21 protein-coding genes are annotated in these 25,678 nt (G+C 38.0%); 4 read left to right on the top strand and 17 right to left on the bottom strand.

The features are described 5' to 3' along the window. Positions 1 to 42 precede the first annotated feature (42 nt). The 17 genes from LROSL1_RS04815 to LROSL1_RS04735 all read right to left on the bottom strand — a co-directional run bounded on the left by LROSL1_RS04815 (position 43) and on the right by LROSL1_RS04735 (position 21,420). A complete protein-coding gene (locus LROSL1_RS04815) occupies positions 43 to 1,611 on the bottom strand; it encodes a peptide chain release factor 3 (protein ID WP_178914924.1) in 1,569 nt (522 codons plus the stop codon). Between the two features lie 149 nt (positions 1,612 to 1,760). Next, positions 1,761 to 2,732 carry a glycosyltransferase family 2 protein gene (locus tag LROSL1_RS04810; protein WP_178913914.1) on the bottom strand — a complete coding sequence of 324 codons (972 nt, stop codon included), beginning with the start codon at positions 2,730 to 2,732 and terminating at the stop codon, positions 1,761 to 1,763. A gap of 69 nt (positions 2,733 to 2,801) precedes the next feature. Further along, positions 2,802 to 4,931 carry a glycosyltransferase family 39 protein gene (locus tag LROSL1_RS04805; protein ID WP_178913913.1) on the bottom strand — a complete coding sequence of 710 codons (2,130 nt, stop codon included), beginning with the start codon at positions 4,929 to 4,931 and terminating at the stop codon, positions 2,802 to 2,804. Between the two features lie 2 nt (positions 4,932 to 4,933). Then, positions 4,934 to 7,072: a glycosyltransferase family protein gene (locus LROSL1_RS04800; RefSeq protein ID WP_178913912.1), complete on the bottom strand. Its 2,139-nt coding sequence runs from the start codon at positions 7,070 to 7,072 to the stop codon at positions 4,934 to 4,936. Then, positions 7,069 to 8,460 carry a hypothetical protein gene (locus LROSL1_RS04795; RefSeq protein WP_178913911.1) on the bottom strand — a complete coding sequence of 464 codons (1,392 nt, stop codon included), beginning with the start codon at positions 8,458 to 8,460 and terminating at the stop codon, positions 7,069 to 7,071. The genes LROSL1_RS04800 and LROSL1_RS04795 overlap by 4 nt, the downstream gene beginning before the upstream one ends. 14 nt (positions 8,461 to 8,474) lie before the next feature. After that, positions 8,475 to 9,095, bottom strand: coding sequence for a YveK family protein (locus tag LROSL1_RS04790; RefSeq protein ID WP_178913910.1), 621 nt, complete (start codon positions 9,093 to 9,095; stop codon positions 8,475 to 8,477). Beyond that, positions 9,085 to 9,903 (bottom strand): LicD family protein, encoded by an 819-nt coding sequence (locus tag LROSL1_RS04785; RefSeq protein WP_178913909.1) that lies wholly within the window; start codon positions 9,901 to 9,903, stop codon positions 9,085 to 9,087. The genes LROSL1_RS04790 and LROSL1_RS04785 overlap by 11 nt, the downstream gene beginning before the upstream one ends. Before the next feature lie 4 nt (positions 9,904 to 9,907). After that, complete coding sequence (locus LROSL1_RS04780) at positions 9,908 to 10,807, bottom strand: glycosyltransferase family 2 protein (protein ID WP_178913908.1); 900 nt, start codon at positions 10,805 to 10,807, stop codon at positions 9,908 to 9,910. After that, positions 10,804 to 11,922 carry an acyltransferase family protein gene (locus LROSL1_RS04775; RefSeq protein ID WP_178913907.1) on the bottom strand — a complete coding sequence of 373 codons (1,119 nt, stop codon included), beginning with the start codon at positions 11,920 to 11,922 and terminating at the stop codon, positions 10,804 to 10,806. Before LROSL1_RS04775 ends, LROSL1_RS04780 begins: the two co-directional genes overlap by 4 nt. 190 nt (positions 11,923 to 12,112) lie before the next feature. After that, positions 12,113 to 14,320, bottom strand: coding sequence for a glucosaminidase domain-containing protein (locus LROSL1_RS04770; RefSeq protein ID WP_178913906.1), 2,208 nt, complete (start codon positions 14,318 to 14,320; stop codon positions 12,113 to 12,115). Between the two features lie 102 nt (positions 14,321 to 14,422). Further along, positions 14,423 to 15,544, bottom strand: coding sequence for an AI-2E family transporter (locus tag LROSL1_RS04765; protein ID WP_225440573.1), 1,122 nt, complete (start codon positions 15,542 to 15,544; stop codon positions 14,423 to 14,425). A gap of 17 nt (positions 15,545 to 15,561) precedes the next feature. After that, positions 15,562 to 16,116 carry a DUF402 domain-containing protein gene (locus LROSL1_RS04760; protein WP_161001966.1) on the bottom strand — a complete coding sequence of 185 codons (555 nt, stop codon included), beginning with the start codon at positions 16,114 to 16,116 and terminating at the stop codon, positions 15,562 to 15,564. A 145-nt stretch (positions 16,117 to 16,261) separates the two neighbouring features. Continuing rightward, entirely contained in the window at positions 16,262 to 17,383 is a 1,122-nt protein-coding gene (gene glf / locus LROSL1_RS04755) for a UDP-galactopyranose mutase (RefSeq protein ID WP_178913905.1), read from the bottom strand. Then, positions 17,376 to 18,458, bottom strand: coding sequence for a glycosyltransferase (locus LROSL1_RS04750; RefSeq protein ID WP_178913904.1), 1,083 nt, complete (start codon positions 18,456 to 18,458; stop codon positions 17,376 to 17,378). The genes glf and LROSL1_RS04750 overlap by 8 nt, the downstream gene beginning before the upstream one ends. A gap of 10 nt (positions 18,459 to 18,468) precedes the next feature. Continuing rightward, positions 18,469 to 19,236, bottom strand: coding sequence for a DUF4422 domain-containing protein (locus tag LROSL1_RS04745; protein WP_178913903.1), 768 nt, complete (start codon positions 19,234 to 19,236; stop codon positions 18,469 to 18,471). A 20-nt stretch (positions 19,237 to 19,256) separates the two neighbouring features. After that, positions 19,257 to 19,901, bottom strand: a complete 645-nt coding sequence (locus tag LROSL1_RS04740; protein ID WP_161002542.1) for a sugar transferase — start codon at positions 19,899 to 19,901, stop codon at positions 19,257 to 19,259. Positions 19,902 to 19,995: 94 nt separating this feature from the next. Then, the gene (locus LROSL1_RS04735) at positions 19,996 to 21,420 is read right to left on the bottom strand and encodes a flippase (protein WP_178913902.1); all 1,425 of its coding nucleotides are present in this window, start codon (positions 21,418 to 21,420) and stop codon (positions 19,996 to 19,998) included. Positions 21,421 to 21,606: 186 nt separating this feature from the next. Between LROSL1_RS04735 and LROSL1_RS04730 the strand changes: the two genes are divergently transcribed. The 4 genes from LROSL1_RS04730 to LROSL1_RS04715 are packed head-to-tail and all read left to right on the top strand — an operon-like array spanning position 21,607 to position 25,661. Beyond that, a complete protein-coding gene (locus tag LROSL1_RS04730) occupies positions 21,607 to 23,508 on the top strand; it encodes an NTP transferase domain-containing protein (RefSeq protein ID WP_178913901.1) in 1,902 nt (633 codons plus the stop codon). After that, entirely contained in the window at positions 23,501 to 24,493 is a 993-nt protein-coding gene (locus LROSL1_RS04725) for a DMT family transporter (RefSeq protein WP_178913900.1), read from the top strand. The genes LROSL1_RS04730 and LROSL1_RS04725 overlap by 8 nt, the downstream gene beginning before the upstream one ends. Next, positions 24,493 to 25,206: an NTP transferase domain-containing protein gene (locus LROSL1_RS04720; protein ID WP_178913899.1), complete on the top strand. Its 714-nt coding sequence runs from the start codon at positions 24,493 to 24,495 to the stop codon at positions 25,204 to 25,206. The genes LROSL1_RS04725 and LROSL1_RS04720 overlap by 1 nt, the downstream gene beginning before the upstream one ends. Next, positions 25,203 to 25,661 carry a flavodoxin gene (locus tag LROSL1_RS04715; protein WP_178913898.1) on the top strand — a complete coding sequence of 153 codons (459 nt, stop codon included), beginning with the start codon at positions 25,203 to 25,205 and terminating at the stop codon, positions 25,659 to 25,661. The genes LROSL1_RS04720 and LROSL1_RS04715 overlap by 4 nt, the downstream gene beginning before the upstream one ends. Positions 25,662 to 25,678: the final 17 nt, after the last annotated feature.

The following is a 25,678-nucleotide window of genomic DNA, read 5'->3' as shown; positions in this document are numbered from 1 at the left end:
TCAATCACTTCAAAGTTACTTACTAGAACGAAAAAGTTACTCCTACAATTTACTCGTCAATTTTACACTCGGGTATTTTTGAATAAACCAATTTTCAGCGAAACGATTTTCAAATAAGAAGAGTGGCTGTCCTCTTCTGTCTTTGACTAGGAGATTTCTCGATGAGGCCATATTTTCATCAAGCTGGTCAGAATCAATCCATCTGGCAATCTTGTTGCCCATTGGTTCCATAATAACGTCAGAATGATATTCATTTTCCATTCGAAATTGAAAAACTTCAAACTGTAATTGACCTACGGCACCCAAAATATATTCGTTTGAGCTAAACGATCTAAATAGCTGAATTGCACCTTCTTGAACTAATTGTTCAATACCCTTATGAAATGATTTTTGCTTCATCACATTTTTAGGCGTTACACGAACAAACAGTTCCGGTGTAAACTGTGGCAATTCTTCGAATTGAAAATCATCATGACCCGAATAAATTGTATCGCCTATTTGAAAATTACCTGTATCATACAACCCTATGATGTCACCAGCAACTGCACGATCCACATTTTCACGTTCTTCGGCCATAAACTGAGTGGAATTGTTTAGTCTAATCACCTTTTGTCCGCGCTCCAGCACAACATCCATACCGCGATCAAACTCCCCTGAGCAAATGCGAACAAAAGCAATACGATCCCGGTGGTTCGGATTCATATTTGCCTGAATTTTGAAAACAAAACCAGAAAACTGTTCGTTTGTCGGTTCAACAATTTCACCAGCTCGAGTTTTATGTGCCGTTGGACCTGGTGCAAATTTTAAATACGCATTTAAAAAAGTTTCAACTCCAAAGTTAACTAACGCAGAACCAAAGAATACAGGTGTTAGATCACCAGACATCACCTTATCTTCGTTAAGCGTATTACCAGCGGATTTGATCAAATCAATTTCGTCCCGCGTATCCTGCCAAATTGAGTCGTCGTGCAATGGTTCATCAACGGCAATGTCCTCAGAGTCATCCAACTCTAAATAACTAGATTTTTCACCCTTATGAAATAGTTCAACACGATTGTTATAAATATCATAGAGGCCCTTTAGACCTTTTCCCATTCCAATGGGCCAGTTCATTGGGTAAGTTTCGATGCCTAAGACATCTTCAATTTCTCCTAACAAGTCTAATGGTTCACGACCATCACGATCTAGCTTATTAATAAAAGTAAAAATTGGAATACCACGCATTTTACAAATTTGAAATAGCTTTTTTGTCTGCGGTTCAATCCCCTTTGCTGAATCGATTACCATCACTGCTGAGTCAACAGCCATTAAAGTTCGATAAGTATCTTCAGAAAAATCCTCATGTCCAGGGGTATCCAAGATGTTAATTCTCTTCCCTTGGTAATCGAATTGCATTACTGAACTGGTAACAGAAATCCCACGTTTCTTTTCAATCTCCATCCAGTCAGAAGTTGCAAATTTTCCGGTTTTACGTCCTTTAACTGTACCAGCTTCTCTAACAACCCCACCAAAAAGCAGCAGTTGTTCAGTAATTGTAGTTTTACCAGCATCTGGGTGAGAAATAATAGCAAATGTTCGTCTTTTTTCAATCTTGCCTTTTAAGCTAATCATTGTCCCAACTTTCTTAATAGTCATCAGTATCCTCGTCTTAAAAATCAGAACAGACTACACACTGTCAAAAATTATTCAACCGGCCGAAATACACTATAACCTCAAATCGTATAAACACTTGGTATTGCTGTCTCAAAATTCGAAATGAGTTAACTAGCCCTGTCGACTTTACCTATGTTGTTAGCCTGATCGATTTCAATTGTGTATCTTGGACGATGTTTTACCTCAGTAAATATCTTTCCTATATATTCCCCTATAACACTTATTGCTATCAATTGAATGCCACCAAGAAACCATATAGATGTGATTAAAGAGGACCATCCAGTAGTGGTATTTCCGGCAAAGTGTTGAACGAGTGAATATATTAGTAAAAATACGCTGATTAACGCGATTGTTAAACCTAAATTCATAATTATTCGTATAGGAGCAATCGAAAAGGATGTAATTCCATCAAGTGCAAAATGAATCATCTTAGACAATGGATACTTTGTTTCTCCTGCCTGTCGTTCTTTTCGTGCATAAAAAACTTCGTCACTTTTAAAACCAACAAGAGGAACAACTCCTCTAATGAACATGTTTCTCTCATCATACTTCAAAAATTCATTCACGGCTCTTTTGGACATCAAACGATAATCCGCTGAGTTCGGAATCATATCAACACCTAAATGTTTCATTATCCAATAAAAACCGTCTGCACTTATCTTTTTGAAGGCGGAATCGGTATCTCTGTTATCTCTTACACCGTAAACAATATCTGCGCTTTGGGCTTTATTAACCATATCAGGTATAGTTGACTCGTCATCTTGTAGATCCGCGTCAATCGTAATCATTAAATCAGAGGTCTTAACAGCAACAGACAATCCTGCAATCAATGCATTTTGATGTCCATAATTTCGACTAAATTTAACCCCAAAAACAGACAATCCTTTGGAGTTGAATTCATTGATGATTTGCCAAGTGTTGTCTGAACTCCCATCATCTACGCACAATAGACAGCTATCTTGCGCAATTTTATTTTCTTGTTTTAAATTAGCCAATATATCTAGTAGTTTTGGCAAAGTATCTGGTAATGTTTCTTCTTCATTGTAACAAGGCAAAACAATTGTTAACTTTTTTTTCATTTCAAGCTCCTTATAAATGACTCACGAGTTAGATTTCAACAGCAAAAGTACTTTAAAACAACAGTATAATTATTCCATTTTTCTAACCCTACTGATTGCCAACCAGCAGTAGGCCAGTACCAATAACGTTAAAAGTAGCAGTTGATATGGCTTCAGTAACGATTTTTGGCCGGTGTTCGTCCCTGCATCAAAAGCTAAATAATAACCCTTTTGGTTACTACCTTTTAGACTACCAGAAGACAAAGGGTAATCTGGACTGTAATTAACACTGAATATTTTAAGAGCCCGATTGGTGTTGTTGTTTATTCTAATAGAATACTTGCCCGCATGCCCTTGAATGGGAATAGATAAGAAGTTTCTCCACCCATCGTTTGAAATGTTTTTGTTATCCGCATGAATCGTGCGTTGTGAACTCAAGTCAATTATGCTGGTGGACACACCCTCAGTTAATAATTCTTGGGCGTACAAAGAAACTTGATTAAAATCTCTAGACGCTTTAAACGTTTGATACGCTTTTCCATGTGCTTTTATTTCAAACGGGGTCGGTTGATTAAATGTTAGACCAGGTTCTTGTGCAGCATGTATTTTCGAGGAGTATTGGATGGATAGCAAAGGATAACTGGTAGCTATCGCCACTATCCCTAGAGCAACTAACAGGGTTCCACAAATATTGCGCCGTACCCCAAAGGAAATGCCACTCGCATGGTCATCGAGGAGTTCAAATAATCTAGCCAATCCTTGAGCACTTAGAAAAAGCATAAACGGTAATACGATAAATGCGTAACGAGACTCAGCTTCCCAAATAAAAGTGTGAAACAAAATGACACCCAGACAGCTAAGTGAAACAAACAAATTGACAAAACTGCTTTTTCTTTTAATCTCAGTTAGTCCGAAAATCGCTAAACCTAACATAACAATAATATACGAGACCTGTGTCACATTATCCCACAAAAACATGAAAACACTCAATCTACTTTGTACCCACGGATGGGTCGCTTGAAGTCCACTGCTATCAGCATCCATGGTGCCTCGGCCAAAGACAAAATTAAATTTTCTCCAGAAATGTTCAATAAGACCAGTAGGTCCCATCTGGTCAATTCGTTCACTAATAACCTTTTCTTCCGCTTTTTGTCTTTTGGCAAGCGATTTAATGTTAGTAAATTGCGCAGCATCCCCCATATCATTGGCATCTAGCTGTCCATCGGTTCCAGGTTTTATGCCCATTAAAACAAATTCAATACTACTTTGTTGAACCTCTGGATTTTTTGTAAACCTATAAGATTTTTGAATAGACGCACTAGACACAACCTCAACAAACACAACTGCAGCGATGATTAAGATTCTGATTAGTGCCTCTTGCAAATTTCCCTTAGTAAGGTCTCCCCTTCTAAAACTAAGCAAGCTAGCGACAACTAGTGCGATTAACATCAAAACAATATTTGGTTTGATAAAAAAACCTATTGCTAGAAATATACAGGCTATTGCAAAGAAGAACCATCGCAGATTTTCTTCGGAAAAGTCCGTGTACTTGTGAAAAAAGAATATTGCATATATGGCAAAAGAAACAACAAGACCATCAGTGTAAAAACTAAGCATCATCATGTATAAAGGCAAAAGAGGAAAACTAATCATTAAAAAAATCAATCCAGACTTTACACCTTTTTTCTTTTCAATCACTGTTAACAACAAGAACAGGGCGCCATCCAGCAGAAGTATTAACAGTATTGGCACAGCAACATCAAGTTTGCCTGGAAAAAGAATGGATAACCCCTTCAAAATCCAACTATAGACTATGGAAGTATTAACATTGTTAGGGAACTTGGTGAAGTAATCGGTCCAAGGAATCAAATTGTTATTCATCAAGGCATATGCTTGTGTTTTTACTCGTAAGTCGTCTGATCCTACAGGAATTTTGAACATGAAAACGACTAAAATTTGCAATATTAATATGCCAAGAAACAAGAACCGACTCTTTTGCTTCACTTTTGCATCAGAATTAACTGTACTTTCCCTACTTCTCAACCACAAAAAAAGGCTAAATGCAAAGGCTGAAATAATTAAAAAGAAAGGACTAAACCAATTTGTATTGAATTGAAATGTACCCTTTGTTGGGATAAAAAAAACACTGGAGATAAATCCCAAAACGCCAAAAAAACCAAGTAGTCCAAAAATCAATTCCTTAATTTTCGCCAAAACCATTTCTAACGCCTCCCTTTCTTAAATCTCTTACCATATCGATAGCCACCCAAAACACGGTTCAATGATTTCACATTTAGGAAACTCTCTAAAATCACACAAATAAATAATAATATCAAAATCAAATAAATGCCAACCAGCATAGATCGACGAATATTGTAACCCATCGTCTCTTCAAAGAAAGAATATGCCAACGAACTATTTGGCTTCTCATTAAATACATGGTTAGTAAGACAATAATTACCCGAATCCAAATAATACAATCCTAACTTCTCATGTCCATTATTTTTTAAATAAATATGATATAGACCGGCCGGCTGAGTCATTGTATTTAATTGAAAATTAAAATTGTCATTATTTTCACTCAACACAGTAGCCGTAACAGCCAATTTCTGACCTTGATCGTTGGTAACTTGATACTCAACATGTTCATTTAAGGGTACCTGTAACTTTATAGTATTAAACGCCTTACTGACATTGACAGTCTGTTTAACATATCGACCGTGGCCAAACTCTTTGACTTTGTTAACTTGTACCTGATTGGCACCAATGTTCTGCATCTCAACAGGCTTTGTTAACGCCCAATTATCCACCATTCCCCAGGTTGCAAAGGCAACCATGATAGTAGCTATAAGTGTCAAAGTGCCTTTATACGGCTTAGCGTCCTCCATACTTTTAAGTATAGAGTTCAAATTATTTAACCCTGTGCCTGCCAGTATGAACAGAAACGGCAACACAATGTATGCATATCGATTTTCCGACTCCCATAATAAATTATGGAAAAGAAAAATGCCGATGACTGAAAGTAAGGCCCAATACCAAGAGAAGAAGTCGTTGTTAGTCTTCGATTTAAAAATTCTAACCACACAAGAAAGGGCTGCCAACAATAACGCCATAATATAGATGACTTGATTTAAATTTCGCCACAAAGCGCTTTTATTTCCCATCAGAAAATTATATCCGGCAGAATAGCGCCTATATTGATTCAGCACAGAATAAGAACTAACTGCTGAATCTTGCCACTGCAAAATAGTTTTGTTTTGCATTTGCTCAAAGAAACCAGCAATTCCCATTTTATTGAGTCGTTTTTGTATCTGCGATTGATCAGCCTTCTTTTTTTTAGCAAGAGTCGGTCTCTTAACTGTATATGCATAATCTTCTGAGCTCACAGCACCATGAGATTGTGTATTCAGTCCCATCATTGTCCAGTGCTGCCAAGGAATTTTATATTGATTCTTAGTTTCATAACCAGCATTTGTTTGAATCAATTTCGTAGCGCCGATAGTTCCAGCGGTGACAATACCGAAAACTAACAAAACTAATACCGCATTTTTAATCCAATACCGAGAATAACTGCAATCAAAGAAAAGTACAAAAGCGATGAGCAAACCTATAGCAAACACAGCGACATTTGTCTTCATTTCGATACCAACAATTAACAGAAAGATTCCTGTACCAAGCCAATACCACTTAAATCGCGTGTTTTCACAAAATTTTTCAATACAAACAGCAGATAAAACGGGGAATGAAATAGCTAACGCATCTGGATAAAAGAAAAGGGCAAGTGCATAAAAAGGAAAAAACAAAACCATTACCATTAAAATAACCGTTGCAATGTTTACATTGACGCGTTTTTTCAATATTAAAAAGCAGGAAAATAGCGTTAAATCAAACAAGAACATCATAATCAAGTTAAGCATGATCGCAATGCTGCTTGTAGATAGCTTGGGGAAAACCCTTAACAGAAATCCTAATATTAGAGCAGGGTTAACGTTATTCGGGAAGGAAGAGAAATACGACATCCAGTGACCGTTCCCTCGACCTAAATCATAACCTTGCATCATGATACTTAGGCCATCCCAAATGTTATCACCGATAAAATGTGTTGCCATAAAAATTTGTAATAACACGGAAAATACACATGCTAGAATCAAAAACCATTTTGATACCATAACATGGTTTTCAAAAATACGTATTAGGACAATAGCGATTATTGTCGCCGCTATAGTTTCGGCTACTAGTAGTGGCCAAGAAAACATCTGTGAATCGTTTTTACTTACGTTTATAGAAATGGATAATAGATAAACAAACATTGCTGCACCTAATGATGCAACAACTTTTCTCAATATATTTGAAATATTCATAGCATTTCCTTTTTAATTGTCTTTTGTAAAAGCTTTATTCCAACAATATAGAAAAATAGCGACACCAGAATATAATATTCAGACCATGAGAAAACCAAAAAGGCCAAGGCGAAAAACATTACCAAGAATATTTCAAAGGCATCTGTCAAAAAAACATATAAAGCAATACTTCTATTGTTTTGTACATTATTCAATTTCAATTCCTTTTTAAAGGAAATTATGCTTTTGACTTGACGGCCCAAATACACAAGCGGAATCGCAACTAGTAGTAGACCATACTGAGCCAGCCAACCACCCCAAACGCTCAACACAGGATATCCGCTGACTGAATAAACGTAGATGTATTCCCAATTGTTTTTGGACCAAGCTGGAGCGTTATTAACCAAATATGGACCCGCCCAACCGTTACCCACACCTATAAAGGGATGATCAACAAAAGTCTTGAGTAATGCAATCGTGCCACCAGCACGATTCTCTGTTCCAGATTTCTGGAAGAGATACTGATTTAACAAATGTCTTAGTGGGGACACAAATATATACGCTATTGCCAAACTAACCAATCCGACTAAGCACAGCAATAAAAGAATTTTTTTATCACGACCATTAGCCTTCCAAAAAAGCATGACTGCTGAGAGACCAATAACGACAAAACCAGTCGTTGTCTTTGCAAAAAATAAAATTGCTAAGGTCAACACTAAAAGGAACACACCACCAACGTATTGCCTTTTCGTCTCTTTACCATTTTTCCAGAAGCTAAAATGATTCGCAACGCCAGAGACAAGAATCGGCACAAATACCAATCCAATTTGTCCAGCTAAATAGCCAGCCTCAGCCTCGAATCCATTAATGCGTCCCATGGTTGTTGAATAACTGCCATTATCATAAAAGTTTCGTCCGTGCCACCGCTTTTCAAATAATGAACCCAAAAGGTTCACCCATGCGTGCATATGTGGGGACACAGAGGCAATAATTTGTGGAATTAACACTAAGATTTCAAAAACAATTAATGTAATAATGGTTGATCTAATGAAGGTTACAATATTGGCCTCCGTGACCACCGTTAATTTCACTGCATAGTAAGCAATAATTACAGTGACAACCAACCCTATAATATCGACAAACGAAGTGCTAACACCAATTCCTTGGATTGAATCACCAAAAATTTCGTAGGACCGCCCTATTGCCCAAAATTGCAAAACAAAAATCAAGAGAACATAGAAAAGTGTCGCTGTAGGAATATGTGGCTTCACTAACGTATCTGTTCTTTGACTGGCCTGAAACAGGACTAAAATAAAAAAAACAATAAATGGTAGCCCGGCAATTGTTCCAGGTAATCCGTATGAGAATACTTTTGTGAAAAGTGAAACTGGAATTAAAATACCCGACATTGTAATGACCTATCCTATTTTCGTTGGTTTCTAAACAAATCTATTCCAAATCCCAAAATTGCCCCTAAAACAATTCCGGCTGCCAAACCGTAAATGGACAATTTCTTTACATTAGGTGTCACCGTTTTCGACACTGTCCGTTGATTTGCATTTGCCAAAAGTCTAATTTTAGCCGAATGTTTAATATACTGAGGTAATGTATCCTTAGCAACCTCGGCGGTCGCGTTCGCCATTTTTATTGCAACTGCAGGATCGTTAGCTGTTGCATTGATTGTCATCGACGCCGAGTTTGGTGCCGGCACAACGACAACTTGTTTTGAAATGTTTTTCTTAGTATAGCTAAAGTTCTTGGTTGCCTTCATATCATTATAGACGGGCGTCATTACTACTGGATCATTAATTATGCTAGCGTACGTATTCATGCTTAACACATCGGCCTGAATTAAGTTAGCTTCCTTTGTAACGTCACCAGTATGATAAACCGTAATTGTCCGTTGAGCAGTGTATGTTGCAGTCTGACGATGACTAAAGAATAGATAAGTTGCCCCACCAAACAAGACACCCGATAAAATCACAATAATAATATTGTGCCAAAAAATTTTCCAAAGATCAGATATTGAATAATTAATTTTCATCCTTAGGAATTCCTTTCTCTGCAGAAATTACTGTTAGCTTATGATCCACTCGTTCATCCTTCGGTGGGAGCTTCATATAGTCGCCATAGGAATATGAAAGATAGGCTGCATAATCAATCGGAGCCTTTAGTTTTAAACCTTCAAAAGATAAATCTGCTGTTGTATTGAACCATTTAGCCTGAAGAAAATAGTCAACTGACAAGGCCCCACTTGCATCCGCCAGCAAAGTGCTCGTTTCATTGTTATGTTTTCTAGCAACTTTGTCCAACCTCTTCGAAAAACGTCTGGCCCCAATCAAATGTGTTATTCTGACAACCAATCGTTTGATAATATTCCGATGTAAGCTGTATTTTTGGATTGAAGTCATGACACATTTCCTTAAAAATGCCTCATGCCACAAAAAAAATTTTCGCCGTGTCGACCCAGACGGACACACATCGAGTGGAAACAAATCAACAAACAGTCCATACCCATTTATTTTAAATTTATTTGATTCTAGCACTTTAGTAGATGTATCAACTAATTTTGCGTACGAATAATAATAGGATTGATCGTTATCAATACTAAGAGCCCTGTACCCACTTTTGGGATTGATCAGTTGAATTAATCGTTCATAATCAGGACGCTTCAAATAGACATCAACATCATCATCCCAAGGAATAAAGCCTTTATGTCTAACAGCACCAATCAACGTGCCACCACAAAGATAATACTCAATATTATTTTCTCTGCAAATATGATCCAAATATTCAAGCATCCGCAACTCGTGCCCATGAATTTGCCCTAATGTTAATGTATCTTCACCCATACTGTTAAAGCCTCTCCTTGGGAAATTGTATCTGAGGGTTAAACGCCAATCCCGCGAACATTCCTTTAAATATATATCTAATTCTGAGCCATTTATGGTCTTTGCTATGATGCAAGACCTTATGTACAGAATAAAATTCACGTAGAATCTGAATTGTAAAGCCCTTTACACCATCATGGTGCCTTTCAGTGTAGAGGGAGTTTCGAAAACTATAAAAGTATCTCGGAATTCTCCCAATGGTATCTGTAACAATATCAACTCCGTGATTAGCCCCCATTTTATGCGTCACAAGACTACTACTTACACAATAACTCTTATATTTTTTTGATATTCGCCAAGTAAATTCATAATCGTCTCCCCACACAAAAAATTCTTTGATAGGCAAACCAACTTCACGAATAATTTTAGTTGAAACTAGAAGTGACACAAATGAAGCAGCCCTCACCTGAATAAGCCCCTGCTGGGCCAGCTCATTCCAGTAACTCGTTGTGTACGGAATGTTCATTACGGCAGCGCTGTCGTCCGTCCATCGTACATTACTACACATAAAGCCAGTAGATTCAACTAAGACGGAGACGATTGGCTTAAGTAGCTGGTCTAAACAATCTTTCTGAGGAATCGTATCATCATCCATAATCCAAACAAAATCATTTTCCACATCTTGCATGGCTTGATTAATTCCTATTTGAAAACCGCCCGCTCCACCTAGATTCTTGCTTGGCGTGTACACTTTTATTCTAGCGTCATCTGTTTGTTTCAAATAATCAGACGTGCCGTCAGTACTCTGATTATCAACGATAATCAACTGGTGAACTTTGTACGATTGATTCAAAATTGCTGAGATGCTCTCTTTCAACAATTCTAACCTGTTGTATGTCACAAGCACGGCACACACGTTTTTCATTTTTGATCTCCTTGTTTGATTAAGTTCTTTTCATTCTTAACTTGAAATCTAAATGGAAAGTTTCTATTTAGGTAAAAGCTTCTTAATCCCTTAATGTAAGGCATTAATAGCATCATTACCGTTGGTATTAAAAGTCTGTAAGCATAAACAATAATTAAAAACAGATATTGATTTTTCACAACTGGATAAACATAAACATCTAATAGCGCAATTAATGACACATACGATAAATCAAATGCATGAAAACAAAACACAACAATTGATTGGCTACCATACTTTTTGAAAATGTTCGTTAAGATACGTGAATGTTTTTCAATTTTTTGAGAAATCCAAAAAACAATCATGCTACCGCCAAAAGCACCCATGAACTGCTCTAAGTAGTACGGCATTGAAGCCGCTGAGAGCTGTAAAAATGATATATGAGCGGAATATAGCCAGAGCAGCAAGCTTATCACAAGAACTGGCCATTTAATATTCTCTGCCAATTCACTTTTTTTCAACAAATAGCCACCGTACAAAAAGGGCTGCACTAGCAAGGCCGAGTTCGTAGCCCATGGTAAGAAAACCACTTGATTGATAGCAATCCCCATTACCGCGTATGTCAAGAAAAGTGCCAAACGTAGCAAACTATTTGACTTGTTGGTTAAACGCATACTCCAATTAAAGACTTGAATGGCAACAAACATCGCCATTAAGAACCATGTCGCGCCAATTGCAGGGATTCCTGCAGAGTGTGCTGGTCCACCGCCAAATCCGTACAAAACAGCTAGTAAAAATTGAGGGATACTCATTGAACTATACATAACAGGATTATGCTGCCAAATCATGCCTACAATAACCGCAATAAATGCGAATACGGCAGTCATCAGGTACGGCAAAATCAGATTGCAAAGGCCGCCTTTTAATTCTGTCTTTAACGTTTTTTCGCGATAAAAGTACCCACTAACAATGAAGAAGATAGGCATATGAAACGCAAAAATAACATGAGCCACATAACTATTGTAATTTAATTTCACATCAAAAATAGAGTGACCTAAGATCACAGCCAGAATCGCTATGCCCCTAGCAATGTCAACCCAAGCCACCCTTTTTTTCTTAACAATTCCTTCACTCATACTTTGTTCTACCTTTCAAGTTCGTTCTATGTTTTAATCTTTAAACTACTGTTAATATAAAAATAATACGCAACCCACGGCTAACAAACAAGTTTAATCGGAAAACTATGGTAAAAATGTAATTTTAGTGCTAGAAAATGCGAAAAGGTTGCCGTTTAGAGCAACCTTTTCAATAAAAACAATTCATTAATTAACCGACATCCATTTGGCCCTCATTATTAAAATGATAGGCTTTTCCACTGATTGTGACCCAACCAGTCTGCATGGCGCCACTTTGGTCGAAGAAATACCAGTGACCATTAATAAATCGCCACCACGTAGCCATTTTACCGGAACTAGGATCAAGATAATAGCTTTGACCATTGGCAGTAAACCAATTGGAAACCATCTGACCACTATCATTAAAGTAATACCAGCCATTATTAACAAAATGCCAGCCAGTTTGCATCTGACCACTAGAATTGACGAAATACCACGCACCATTATCTATAAACCACCAGTTGCTCATCGTGCCATCTTGGTTTAAATGATACCATGCACCGTCCAGCCACTGCCAACCAGTCTGCATAGCGCCACTATTGTCTAAATGATACCAGCCCACGCCATTGTTCATCCAACCAGTTGCCATGGAACCATTACTATTCAAAAAATACCATGAATTATTATTCCATAGCCACCAAGTTTGCATGGCGCCAGAAGCATCCGGATTCATATAGTACCAGGTATTATTATCGAAAACCCAACCAGTCTGAACGGCGCCACTACCGTTTGTATGATACCAGGTACCAGAAGGATTTACCCAGCCCGTTTGCATTGCACCGTTAGTGCCCAAGAAATACCACTGATTGTTCTGGTTCAGCCACCAACTTTGCATGTATCCTTGATCATTTGCATAATACCAATGGTTACTATCATCGGTAAACCAACCCTTAGACACATCCCCATTGCTGTTCGTATATTGCCAACCATTACTAGTGTTTTGCCAGCGGCTAACATTCATGGCTTCTGTGTCCCAATCCGTCAACCCATATGTCTTGATGATGTTGTACAGAGAAGATGAATACACCGGATCCGTAGCATAACCGTCTTGCCGAATCAAGACACAGGCCGTCCAAGCATCCTTTTGCCACAGTAAATTGCTATAACGTGAATTTTGAACTAGAAAGAGAGCATGGTCGAGAATGCTACTTGAAGCATCTGGATAAACTCTAAAATAGTCATTAATGGTAACTAGGCCATTACCGTAATCCTCTTGCGTTGGTAACAAAACTGAGTGCCCATTATAAGAGCCCTTAATTCCGAATAAGTTATGATAATTCATTGCCAATGAGGATTGTCCCCATGCAGATTCCAGAATGGCTTGAGCGGCCGTTAGTGAAGGTAATACACCGTACTCACGCCAACTATTGAGTGCACCCTGTTTAATACTGTCCAAAAATGCATTTACATACGAGTATGAAGACGCATCAACTCGAACAATTTGTTGTGGCTGTCCAGTTTCCTGATAGTTTTCTGCAGCCGCACTCTTCGCGGCGGAAACCTCTGCAGAAGTGGCCTCTTCATCAAGATTGATTACATTGACAGGCATCGCTGAGGTCGCAACGGTCCCATTTGCACTGCTTTCGGTGCTATCGACTACTGAAGTGTTAGAGCCAGCCGCAGATTGATTACGAGAATTATCACTGGTTATTTCAGATTGCCCTTCTGAAAAAGAAGACTTAATGGTACTAGTTTTTCCCGCTTCGTTTACATTTACAGCATTAGATTTCACTTGCGAACTTGAATTTTCTGAGTTTGTCTCAGTATTTGTTGATGCACTCAACTTTACAGAAGATTCACTTATAGCCTTGGAACCATCAGCGTTTTTTGTCGTTTCAGTAACGCTTGTTGAAGTAGCCTTTTCATCAGTAGATAGCACTGAACTTGAAGCGCTGATATTACTGTTGACTTTATTCGCACTATTTGAAACATCTGTGTTCTTTACTGCAGAGCTTGTTACGCCGGAGAAAACAGACTGATCATTACTCGTCACACTTGAAGAAGATGAGCTTGCAAAACTTGTGTTACTCGGGGCACTTGAAACAGATGACTTTACAACACTTGTCGTACTTGAAACAGACGAATTTGCAACACTATCAGTAGCGACACTGCTAGACTCGGACTTTGCCTCACCTAAATTAATAGAATTGCTATTGTCATCCTTATTTCCTAAGGCTTGAGATTGACCGATCGAAACGGTGCTTGAGACTGCATCGCTAACCGCACCTGAACCAGCATCTGCATGAGCATCTGCGGTGTGGGTCGTGACACCCAGAGCCATCGTTCCAATCGTCAAGCCGGCCACAAGCCAAGCCTTTCCTTTTTTATACATTTTAAAATGAGTTTTATTAGATGCCAACGTTAAATAGACCCCTTTTTCTTAATCGCCATAATTAACTATACCAACAGAAATGATAACAAACTGACTTTTCATTTCAGTTACATTCATTATTCATTTCTGTTATTCATTTGACGCATTTTCGTCACTATCCAAGTGAAAAATGTTCCAGACGTATTGAACAATAGTTCTAAGAACCGCATAAAATGGAATTCCAAGTATCATTCCTGGAATGCCAGCCAAATGTCCAGCCGCTAACAATAAAATTATAATAGTCAGAGGATGAATCTTTAAAGTTTTACCAATAATATTTGGGTAAATAATGTTTCCATCAACTTGTTGTACAACCAAAACAACAACAATAACCCAGATGATTTTTTGAGGTGCTAAAATCAAAGTCACAATGATGGCTGGCGTGATACCAATATACGGGCCAACGTATGGAATAATGTTACATAAACCGGCAATGATTCCGAGTAGTATACCGATGGGCAATCCAATCAGCATGTAGCCCATACTAGTGAAAAAGCCAACAAACAAACATTCAATAACCTGACCAGAAATATATTGCGAAATTGTTTCACTCATTTTAAATAACAAATCAATAATCGGTTGTTTTCTTTTAGAAGGTAAAAATTTAGAAATCGCAGGAATAAATTTGTTACTGTCCTTCAGCATGTAAAACAAAATCACAGGAACTGTAATAGCAGTAACCGTGACATTAGTCACCGTCCCAACGATTGATCCAAGACTATTACTCAAATTTTTTATAAATGTTTGAGCCCATGTTGAAAATGACCTTTCAAGACCTTTTACATAGTGATCCACATTTTCATTTTGAAGTATGTGAGAATCTCCAATATATTTAGTGATCACCTTTTGTGACTGTGCCGCAATGTGTGGAACGTTTGAGATTAGTTGTCCAATCTGTGTCGACAAAATCGGGATCAATGAAAATATTCCCAACAAAACTATGCCCAGCAAAGAAACAATTACAATAGCTGTTCCTCCAGTTCGATTAATTCTGAAGCGTCCAACTCTGACTTTCATAAGTAACTTCACCAATGGATTCAGCATATAAAAAAGAAAGCCTGAAATTATTAGTGGAACAAAAATGACAGATATAAAAGTACCAATTGGTCGGAATAGAAAACCCATCTGCGTCAAAACCCAAACAAACGTCGCAATTGCCAGCGCAACCGCTGACCAATAAAGGATATTTTCATGCCTTAACTTATCAAAAATATTAATCACCTATCAATCTATAGAAAAGATTCATTTTCTTTGTAATTCGTTTTCAATAGCATTCGATAACGTCGATACCATAAATCAATGTACTCTTTTGAAAACGGTCCCTTAGCATTGTTGATCCAGTCAACTAACACTTTAACATTGGATTTTAAAATCATATCCAATTCTTCACTATATTCCCATTTCAGGCCATGTGCTTGATACTCATCAACGTCTAAAAGCTTCTTTTCACCATTAGGGAACACTTTCACGTCTAAATCATAATCCACATATTTTAATGCTTCTTTATCCATTGTAAAAGGTGAGGCTAAGTTACAGTAATACGAAACACCATTATCTCGAATCATCGCAATAATATTAAACCAATAGTGGCGATGAAAATATACAATTGCTGGTTCCCTTGTCACCCATCTTCGACCATCATCTTCTGTAACTAATGTATGGTCGTTAACACCAATAAATTCATTATCTGTATTTTTCAAAACCATCGTGTCCCGCCAGGTGCGGTGCAGACTTCTATCATGTTTATAACTTTTTATGGCAATAAATTCGCCTTCTCTGGGCATATTCAATTTTTTCACCTCTCAAGATAGTATAGCAAACTTTTCTTCATATATAACTCAAAGCAGAAAACTATCAATTCGCAAAAAAAAGGACATCAATCATGATGTCCTAAGCTAATCAAAATTAAAATATTAACTAAATAAATAATTATTTGAATTCATTAGAAACTGCTGTCAGTGCTGCATGAATAACCTGATGCATATCATAATACCGATACATACCGAGCCGTCCACCAAACAAAACTTTGGGCTCTGATTCAGCAAGCTTACGATATTGCGAATACAAGTCATTATTTACCTTGTTGTTAACCGGATAATACGGCTCGTCGCCTCGTTTCCAAGTAGCTGGATATTCTTTAGTAACAAAGGTCTTCCCCTTATCGCCTTTGCCAAACTCAAAATGTTTGTGTTCAATTACACGCGTATAAGGTGTCTCCGCATCTGTGTAATTAATAACAGCATTTCCTTGATAATTATCAGTGTCCATCTCTTCGGTTTCAAAACGAAGTGAACGGTATTGCAATTCTCCTAGTTGATAGTCGAAAAATTGATCAATCATGCCAGTGAAGATAATGCGTGGGTAATCACGCAGATATTCTTCCTTTTTATCAAAAAAGTCCACGCCAGTTTCAACATCAATCAGATTATTATTCAACATTTTTTCAACAATCTGCGTATATCCACCGATTGGGATGCCCTGATACGTATCATTGAAATAATTGTTATCAAATGTATACCGGACTGGTAAACGACGAATAATGAAGGCTGGTAAATCAGTTGCCTTTTGTCCCCACTGTTTTTCCGTGTAGCCCTTAATCAATTTAGTATAAATATCTGTTCCAATTAAAGAAATTGCCTGTTCTTCCAAATTGCGTGGTTCCTTGTCGCTAATGTTGGCAGCAGCCTTTTGTTCCTCAATTTTTGCTTTTGCCTCAGCTGGAGTTGTAACACCCCACAGTTTATTAAATGTATTCATGTTGAAGGGTAAATTATACAGTTCACCCTTGTAATTTGCTACGGGAGAATTTGTGTACCGATTGAACTCTGCAAATTGTTGAATATAGTCCCAAATGTCCTTATCAGACGTGTGAAAAATGTGAGCACCATACTGATGAACCTGAATGCCATCTTGCTCTTTCGTGTAAATGTTTCCAGCGATATGACTGCGCTTTTCAATCACTTTAATACGTTTGCCTCTTTTTGCAGCTTCGTAAGCAAACGTAGCACCAAACAAACCCGAACCGACAATTAAATAATCATAATCAGCCATTAACTTTCTCCATTTCTTGTAAAGCCTTCACGACGTTATTTACATATTCATCATATTGAAATTGGTGAACTGAACCTCGAATTTGGTCCTGAGATGGTAATTGATCTTTGTGTTCAATGATGTTGGTAATCTTTTTTGACAGCGAATTAACATCCCCGAGCGGATACAAAGTACCATTTTGCCTCGATACAATATCACTCGGACCAGTGGGACAATCAGACGAAATTAAAAATAACCCGCGAGATGCTCCCTCAATTAGGACCATCGGGAAGCCCTCATATGTTGAAGTTAGCAGAAGAACATCTGCAACGGTTATTTTTGACCAGGGATTCTCGACGAATCCGTGCCAAGTTAAATGGTCATTAATGCCCAATTTTTTAGCAAGCCGAGGCGCTTCATCACGATCCTCACCATCTCCATATAAGTCTAAGTGCCAATCTAAATCAGCATTTAGTTTCGACAAAGAAACTAATAACTCACGTATATTCTTTTGACCGTCAAGAATCGTTCTTCCGAGATAGACAAATCGATTGCTTGCCTTAGACCTAGAAATTGGTCGATCAACTGACTCAACTGGATTAAAAATCAACTTTACCCGAGCAGGTGAAATGCCTGCGTCCATCAGCTCTTTTTTAATTCCTGTACTAATCGCAAAGTAATAATCAGCACGCTTTAAAAAAACATTTCTAATCGGTTTACGTTCTAATGAGTAATGATACCAAGCAATCACTTTTGTGCGTAGCTTATGTCGCTTACAAAACTCGTAAGCCATGCTCCACATCAATGGGTTCGTGCTAACAACAAAATCAAATTTTTGATTTCTAAGCACTCGTGAAATCTTAGAATACAATGTCAAAGCGTATTGCACGTTTCGTATCCTGCGATTTTTCGCCATGTTAACAATTTCCACGGGACGATTGCGCGCCCAAGCATCATTCACTGTCCCACCGAAATCTATTACTTTCAGATTAACATTTTGAGGATCGACGGTCGCAAAGGCATCACAAAAATTTGCGATAACCTTTTCTGTACCCCCATACCCATTCATAAATGGTGTCAAAATCAATAAATCCATGGTTTTTTACCTATTCTCTAACTTGAGGGTTGATTTTCCTTGCAATAAAGGCGGTTCCCTTCTTCAGCCAATGCTCACTTTCCATATGAACATAATTCACTTCAGCAACTTGCGGTTTCAAAGTATCCAACCAGACGTCAAGTAGCAGCTCACTGATAAAGCCATATATCCGCCCCTCATATGTATCATAATCGGTAACGTCCACACGTTTTTCAAGTTTTCCTAAAATATCAAATAGCCAAGTGCAGTACAAATCCAGCCATTTGGATTTCATTACAAACATATTAAACATATGTGCACTGGATCTTTTCATAACCTTGTCAAACGCTTGCAAATACTTTGGATAATCAGACTCAATAATATCTCGTGTTAAGTCCAACGGCTCTTTATGATGAGCATGGATATAATGAGAATAATTGGATTCAATAATATAATTGCGTTTTTTTGGCAAAATGACATCAATCTGTTCAAACAGTTGATCAACTTGCTTTTGATTCAGAATTGCCGTCAACGATTTAGAACGTTTTAAACTTAAATACCGCCGATAGTGTACCAATCCAATGGCATCAGCATCGACATTTTTCCAAGCCCAATACAGAGCAGTTAGCTCATTATAGCTAGAGTTTTTAAGTGAAATGTTATCGCCAGTATTATCACCTTGAAAAGTATGGTTAACATCTGGATGAAGTGATTTGCCAACAAATACTGGTAAATAAAGCTCCGTATTTTCAGGCATTTCGTAATTTTTATGTGTTGCGACAATGATTTTAGTTTTCAATCTTAGTTGCCATCCTTAATCTAGTATGCGCCATCAGATTTGGCTATATGAAAAATGTTGCGGAAAAATATCTCTGTATCAAACCATAACGACGCATGATCGACATAATACAATTCAATTTCACAACGTTCAGGGTACCCAATATTGCTTCGGCCACTCGCCTGCCACAATCCCATTGCGCCTGGCGTAACCGATAATAGCTTGTCGACCTGATCACCATACTCAACCAGCTCTTCACGAACAACAGGTCGAGGCCCAATCAGAGACATTTCCCCCCGCAGTACATTAACGAATTGTGGCAATTCGTCCACAGACGATTTTCTTAACCATTTCCCAAAACTTGTGATCCGTGGGTCCATTTCGGGTGGCAATTTATAATTGTTATCCAAATACTTTTGATACAAATCTTTATCTTGTCGCAGCTTATCGTCAGCATTAACAATCATTGAACGAAATTTAAAAATGTAAAAATCTTTGTTGCCTTTTCCAACTCGTCGTTGTTTAAAGATCACAGGTCCACGATTGGAAGGACTGATTTTATACATTAACCACACAACAAGAAATACCGGGCTAAGCACTATCAAAGCGAGCGCCGATAACAAAATATCCAATAGCCTTTTAGTAAATCGATAAGTTCTCGATTTGACTGTTTTCTTTGTATTGATTGAAAAAATCCCCTTTTGCTAAGATCAACATCTTATGACTAAGTTAGATTATCATTTATTGACGAAGGTGACAATGTCAGCATAACATTTTGAATCAATGAAACCGTGCACGAACCAAGCGTCTTACCTCATCGACAATATGTGCCCTAGTTAACATGACACCTACCGTATAAACTATTATGCCAATAAACACTTCCACTCCAAGATGAATAAACGTCATGGATATTCTGCTACTGATGAAATTAACAATAACGAACATTACCAACCCACTGACGAAATACTTCCACTGGCCCGTAAACATTTTTCTGATTTGTAGGGAATCCCTTACCGCAAAAACTTGATAGGCAGTAACTAACGCCTCGGAAATGACTGTTGCAATGGCAGCGCCACTCGCACCAACCGCTAAAATTAAAGGTACGTTAACAATAATGTTCGCAACCGCACCAATAGTGACAGAAATCGTATAATCTCGAATCCTCTTGACTGGCATTAAATACTGCCTGCCGACTACCGTACTCCATGCTATTAATACGATAATTGGAGTTTCAAAAAAGATTAATTCTCCAACTTCATTATATTTATGACCGAAAAACCACGGCGCAAATTTCATACTTAATGCTGCTAAGCCAAACATCAACGGAACAGAAATTGCGGAAACAAAATTCATGCTTCTATATAGGCTGTTATTAACACCTCGCATGTCCCCTTGAGAAAACTTATTAGCTATATGCGGAAGCATAACAGTTCCAGTAGCTGTGACAATTGACAGAATCGTCTTTACCAGAGAATCAGAGAAGTTAAAATATCCTGCTGAAACAGTGGAGTCAAACTGCTTTAACATTGTTCTATTTACTACCGCATAGACCTGTATGGCAATATTAGGAATAAACAAGACAAATGCCGGATACAGATGCTTAATAATCCCGTTGACTGATACAGAAACGCGTTCAACTGACCCGCGCAAATATGGCCATAAGGACAGTCCTCCAAGCAATTGGGCTCCGCCTTGAATCAAAATATATTTCCACAAATCGGCTGGTGTTTTGACAACGACAAAAATCAAAATAACCGAAACGGCCTTTACCAAAGTATTTCGTAAAACAGTTTTTTTAAAATCCTCCAAGCCCATGAAATACCATGAGATGTCAATTCCTTGAGCAATGAGCCAAACAATTTGTAAAAGTTGGAAGGTAAAATACTGATGATCAAAATGTAGAAAAAGAAAAAAAGCTAGCACAGAAATCGTTGTTGTACAGAGCTGCAATATTTCAATTTCCCAAAAAATCCGTGATCGTTCTTTTTTATCATCTCTGTGATAAGCGATCTCCCGATTACCATATAATGTAATACCCAAGTCACCGATTAATACAAAATACTGAATGATTGACCACGTATATGTATAAATCCCGTTTCCTTTCGGAAGCAATACCCTCGAAATGTACGGCTGCGTCAACAAGGGAATCAACGTAATCAGCAATTGATATGATGCATTATAAAACAAATTACGAATTGTTTTCATTACGACCCCTTTTTGCCATTTTTACTAAATGAAATCGACCATTGATGTAAAGCATACCAGAAAAAAGACTCCAATTAACTGATTTATTTAATACCAGAAGCTGTTTTAATGGATGTTTAATTAACATCTCAATTGATTTATGTTACGCTTCAGGTGTTCTTTTTTGTGAACACCTGGAGGAAAGTTATGAATGATACGTTAAAAATACTGTTATTAATACAATCAGCGCAAAATGCGCAATCTTTTTCACAGCGTCGTCTTGCTGAAGTCTCAGAGTTCTCGCTAACCAAGGTTCAATCGATACTATCAAAATTAGAGTCGCTTGACAATGTTAAAAATTTGGGGTCTCGCCAAAAACCACAGTATCGTCTGACAAGCGCTGGAAAACAATCTATTCTTGACAGTCTATCCAAGCATACACGAATACAATTACCTATGTCGCTACGGAAGAGCACTTTCACCACGGCTGTCATTTTGGCTGCTGGTCATTCAACCGCTTCAGATCAGCCTGTTGCTCTATCAAAAATTGACGAAAATACAATACTCCTACTGCGTAACATTCAAAAACTCGTAGATCGTGGAATTAAACATATCGTTATCGTTTGTGGGTACCAAAGTGAATTGATAGAAACAGCGCTTCAAGATACACCAGAAGTCACCCTAGTTAAAGTTAAAGACTATGAACATGCGGGGACGATGTCTTCACTCTCACAAGCAGGCACACAAATTAACGATTCATTTTTGCTACTTGAAGGCGACCTCTTGTTCGACGATGCGATGCTAGATGTTTTGCTACAAGATACAACAGAAAATACAATTCTTGTATCCCCTCTTAGTGGATCACATGACGAAGCCTTTGTTGATTTTAATAGTCAAAATCAACTCATTCAAATTTCAAAAGATATTCGTCAAATGAACCGTTTATCCGCTGAAATGATCGGAATTAGCAAGGTATCCTTTGCCTTTTATCAACTGATGTTGTCCGCCTATATGAGAAATAAAAACCCTTGGCTTAATTATGAATACCTGATTGCACAACTCTCAAATATTACCCCAGTAAATTGTCTAGTTACAGACGATTTACATTGGATTGATATTGATACCCCTAAAGATTTGGTGAAAGCGATTCAAGATGTATTTCCATTAATCAAAGCAAATGAATCAGATAATAAAATTGATCAGGCTAAACAGACAATCGTCAACGCTCTAAATATTCCTTCGCAAAACGTTAAAAATGTCGTATACGCTGGTGGGATGACTAATACAAATTACTCTGCTGAAATCATTCAAGGTGAAAATAAAGGTTGGCGCGAATGTTTCGTTCGCATTCCTGGAAAGGGAACCAGCAAATTGATTAATCGGATGACTGAAAAACCGAATGCAGAACAAGCAAGCAAGCTCGGCTTTAACGTACCCACTCTCTTTATGGACCCTACTTCCGGCATAAAAATTACGGAAACCATTCCTGGAGCGGTCACTTTTTCTGCACGGTCCATGAGGATACCATCAAATTATCATCAAGTTGCCCGCTTACTTTATCAGGTGCATCATTCAAAGATGAACTTCAGCAACAATTTTTCGTTTGAATCCGAATGGTCACATTACGAGTCTGCAGCAAATGACTTGTCAATTAATTATTATGACTACTACTCAGATGTTAAAGAAGAAGTCAGAAAAGCTAATCAATATTTAAAAAACACTTTAGGCGTAAAAAGCCTGCCATGTCACAACGATTTAGTGCCGGAAAATTTCATCAAGGGTATCTCAAGTAATCGTTCAGAAGACTCCTTGTACTTAATTGACTGGGAGTATTCCGGTAACAACGATCCAGCGTGGGATTTAGCAGCGCTAATTAACGAGAGTGAGCTCTCACGGGCTGAAGAAGACGACTTCTTAGCGCATTATTCAAATGCATCTGACAATTTATTACTTAAACGAAAAGTTTTAGTTTACAAAGCCTTCCAGGACGTTTTGTGGAGCACATGGTCTCTTGTCAAAACAGCGAGTGGCGTCGATTTCAGCGAATACGGAAAGAAACGCTTTGAACGCGCAAGAAAAGAACTTACTCAGGTGCTAGCTTATGTATGATCAACGACAATATTTTCGGCAACGGTTAAATGGATTATCCGGCGGTGCATTGTGGGGATTAGACACCGTACTGATAGGTCTTATTTTAGCCCATGGACCCTTTCAATATTTTGCTGGCACAGCGCCTTTGATTGCTACGTTTCTTCATGACAGTTTTTCTGCTATGGTTTTGCTGATTTTAAATATTATTAGCAATCCTAAAAATTATATTTTCAATTTTTTAAGAATTTTAAAAAAGAGTCCAAGTGCACATTGGGTAATGTTTGCTGCCGTTTTTGGCGGACCGGTTGGAATGACAGGTTATGCGCTGTCTATTCATTATATAGGCCCAACATACACTGCAATTATTTCTGCTATGTACCCAGCCTTTGGCGCGCTACTTAATTTTATTGTTTTCAGACAACGGCCCAATCTCTCCACCATTGTTGGATTATCCCTAGCTATCGGCGGCACGATATTTACAGGAATGAGTGCGACTATCACCACAAATATTCGCCCCATCGGATTCATTTTCGCCGCACTATGCGTAATTGGATGGGGGTCGGAATCTGTTATCTCTGCATATGGTATGAAGAATGACCTTTCGTCAGATGACGCGTTGCAGATTCGCCAACTGATTTCTGGAATCGTCTTCGCAGTCGGCATCATTCCAATAGTTCCTTCTGGTTATCATCACGTTTTTGAAATCTTTCACTCCCCAATTATTTTTTTACTCCTTCTTACTGCTATTGCTGGTAGTTTGTCATATAAATTCTACTATGGCTCTATTAATGTATTGGGAGCCGTCCAAGCAATGGGACTTAACATTAGCTACTCAGCTTGGGCTATTGTTATTGGTATAGTGGTAGGAAACAAAGCCTCCTTGACTTCACTGTTATTAGCATCAATAATCATTTTAGGTTCCGTATTAACTGCGGATTCCAAACAACTTATTCTTCGTAAAATTCCTATTGTTGCGAGAATGATTCCTAAGGAGCACAAATAATGAACGCAATTATCATGGCGGCTGGACTAGGAAGCCGCTTTAAAGAGATGACCAAGAATCGTCCAAAATCCTTGCTTGAAATCAATGGAACACCAAACCTAGTTAGAACATTAAGGATGCTTCATGATGCAAATATCAACGATATTTACATCGTAGTCGGTTATCTGCATGAACAGTTTGAAATTCTTCAAAATCAGTATCCAGACTTAAAAGAACTCAATCTTCATTTTCTTTATAATGATCACTTCAGCGATTATAATAACGTCTATTCTTTTGCATGTGCTTCAAAGTACTTCGGCGACTCTTTTGTTATTGATGCCGATACGGTCCTTCGTGACAACGTTTTTCTCTATCATCCCCAAAAGAGCACATACTATACTATTCTCCGAACAATTCATGGTGTGGAATGGTGCCCACTAACAGATAGTAACGGAGAGGTCGTTAAAATGTCTGTTACAGATGATCACGTTCCGTCTATGTCTGGTATTTCATACTGGGACAAAGTAACCGCTCAAACGATTCTTAAAGCGTTACCTAAATTTTCGCAAACGTCACAACTTCTCGAGAAAAAAGGTTATTGGGATGATATACCAGTCGCATTACTAAACCAGATTTCCGTTACAACCCATCAGGTCAAAGATACTTCAATGTATGAAATGGACACTCAGGAAAACTATCGTACTATTCAAAAATTATTGAAGGAGCAAGTTTGATGAAAGCACGCGTTGTTTACGCAACAATCACTGGAAATAACGAGGATGTTGCCGACATTATTGTAGAAGCTTTGGAAGATTTAAACGTTGTCGTGACCGAGGAGGAAATCTCGCAGGCAAATGTTCAAGATTTAAATGACACAGACATTGTCGTGATTGTTCCGTATACTTATGACGAAGGGGCACTTCCCGAGGAAGGTATTGATTACTATGATGATCTCGCGGACATTACGTTAAATGGTAAAGTGTTTGGAGTTGCGGGGTCCGGTGATGTCTTTTATGGCGATGATTATGGCGTGGCCGTTGACCGCTTTGATTCTCGGTTAGCTGACAGCGGAGCCACCCGAGGTGCAAAAAAAATCAAAATAAACCTTTCCCCTGACGCTGACGATATTAAACAGCTTGATGAATTTGCTAACGAACTTGTATCTGCTGCGCAACAGTCAACTAAATAAATGCCAAAAAAAGATCC

This window comes from Furfurilactobacillus rossiae (genome assembly GCF_013394005.1).
GTDB classification, from domain to species: domain Bacteria; phylum Bacillota; class Bacilli; order Lactobacillales; family Lactobacillaceae; genus Furfurilactobacillus; species Furfurilactobacillus rossiae.
This window is presented reverse-complemented; position numbering and strand designations above follow the sequence as displayed.

Bases quoted from the DNA above. Each gene is read 5' to 3' on its own strand.
- LROSL1_RS04815 (WP_178914924.1), bottom strand. From the start codon at position 1,611: ATGATTAGCTTAAAAGGCAAGATTGAAAAAAGACGAACATTTGCTATT.
- LROSL1_RS04810 (WP_178913914.1), bottom strand. From the start codon at position 2,732: ATGAAAAAAAAGTTAACAATTGTTTTGCCTTGTTACAATGAAGAAGAA.
- LROSL1_RS04805 (WP_178913913.1), bottom strand. From the start codon at position 4,931: ATGGTTTTGGCGAAAATTAAGGAATTGATTTTTGGACTACTTGGTTTT.
- LROSL1_RS04800 (WP_178913912.1), bottom strand. From the start codon at position 7,072: ATGAATATTTCAAATATATTGAGAAAAGTTGTTGCATCATTAGGTGCA.
- LROSL1_RS04795 (WP_178913911.1), bottom strand. From the start codon at position 8,460: ATGTCGGGTATTTTAATTCCAGTTTCACTTTTCACAAAAGTATTCTCA.
- LROSL1_RS04790 (WP_178913910.1), bottom strand. From the start codon at position 9,095: ATGAAAATTAATTATTCAATATCTGATCTTTGGAAAATTTTTTGGCAC.
- LROSL1_RS04785 (WP_178913909.1), bottom strand. From the start codon at position 9,903: ATGGGTGAAGATACATTAACATTAGGGCAAATTCATGGGCACGAGTTG.
- LROSL1_RS04780 (WP_178913908.1), bottom strand. From the start codon at position 10,807: ATGAAAAACGTGTGTGCCGTGCTTGTGACATACAACAGGTTAGAATTG.
- LROSL1_RS04775 (WP_178913907.1), bottom strand. From the start codon at position 11,922: ATGAGTGAAGGAATTGTTAAGAAAAAAAGGGTGGCTTGGGTTGACATT.
- LROSL1_RS04760 (WP_161001966.1), bottom strand. From the start codon at position 16,116: ATGCCCAGAGAAGGCGAATTTATTGCCATAAAAAGTTATAAACATGAT.
- glf (WP_178913905.1), bottom strand. From the start codon at position 17,383: ATGGCTGATTATGATTATTTAATTGTCGGTTCGGGTTTGTTTGGTGCT.
- LROSL1_RS04750 (WP_178913904.1), bottom strand. From the start codon at position 18,458: ATGGATTTATTGATTTTGACACCATTTATGAATGGGTATGGGGGTACA.
- LROSL1_RS04735 (WP_178913902.1), bottom strand. From the start codon at position 21,420: ATGAAAACAATTCGTAATTTGTTTTATAATGCATCATATCAATTGCTG.
- LROSL1_RS04730 (WP_178913901.1), top strand. From the start codon at position 21,607: ATGAATGATACGTTAAAAATACTGTTATTAATACAATCAGCGCAAAAT.
- LROSL1_RS04725 (WP_178913900.1), top strand. From the start codon at position 23,501: ATGTATGATCAACGACAATATTTTCGGCAACGGTTAAATGGATTATCC.
- LROSL1_RS04720 (WP_178913899.1), top strand. From the start codon at position 24,493: ATGAACGCAATTATCATGGCGGCTGGACTAGGAAGCCGCTTTAAAGAG.